Source organism: Pseudomonas paraversuta (assembly GCF_904063065.1).
Classification (GTDB): Bacteria; Pseudomonadota; Gammaproteobacteria; order Pseudomonadales; family Pseudomonadaceae; genus Aquipseudomonas; species Aquipseudomonas paraversuta.
The window spans coordinates 1-412 of the sequence record NZ_CAJFCL010000059.1 but is presented as its reverse complement, the minus strand read 5'-3'; the positions used below and the strand labels follow the sequence as shown (position 1 = coordinate 412).

Genomic DNA, 412 nt, shown 5'->3' with positions numbered 1-412 from the left:
TCGGTGGACTGATTGCCCTCAACCAGCAGCAACCGCTCTTCACTGCTCTGGACAAATGTCGGCAATGCAAACCCGGGAGCATCCCCACGCACGGGCAGGGATTGATAGCGATATCGGGTCTGCTTGACCGGGCCTTCGGTGCCGGGTGGCGGGCTGATCGTACGACTTTTCAGACGGGTGATGCGGCCCAATGGGTCGGCCGGGCAGTTGTCGCTCTCACCGGTTACCGGGTAGTACTCCGACTCTTCAATCCCGCCCAGGGCATTGCGATGCCACACCGGGTTGCCGAGGTCGTCGTAGCGGGTTTCTTCTTCGGTAACAAGCTCTCGCAGCACCCGTTGGCCGTCCAGCTGCGCCTTGCGGGTAATGACCTTGTGCGGGAACTGGAAGTAAGGCAGTTGCCGGGCAATGG

At 61.4% G+C, this 412-nt stretch carries 1 protein-coding gene; it reads right to left on the bottom strand.

Translation table 11 applies throughout. The annotated features are described in order from the left end of the window. On the bottom strand, positions 1-412 hold a 412-nt coding region (locus JQ845_RS22920), incomplete at both ends, for a hypothetical protein (RefSeq protein ID WP_203009520.1).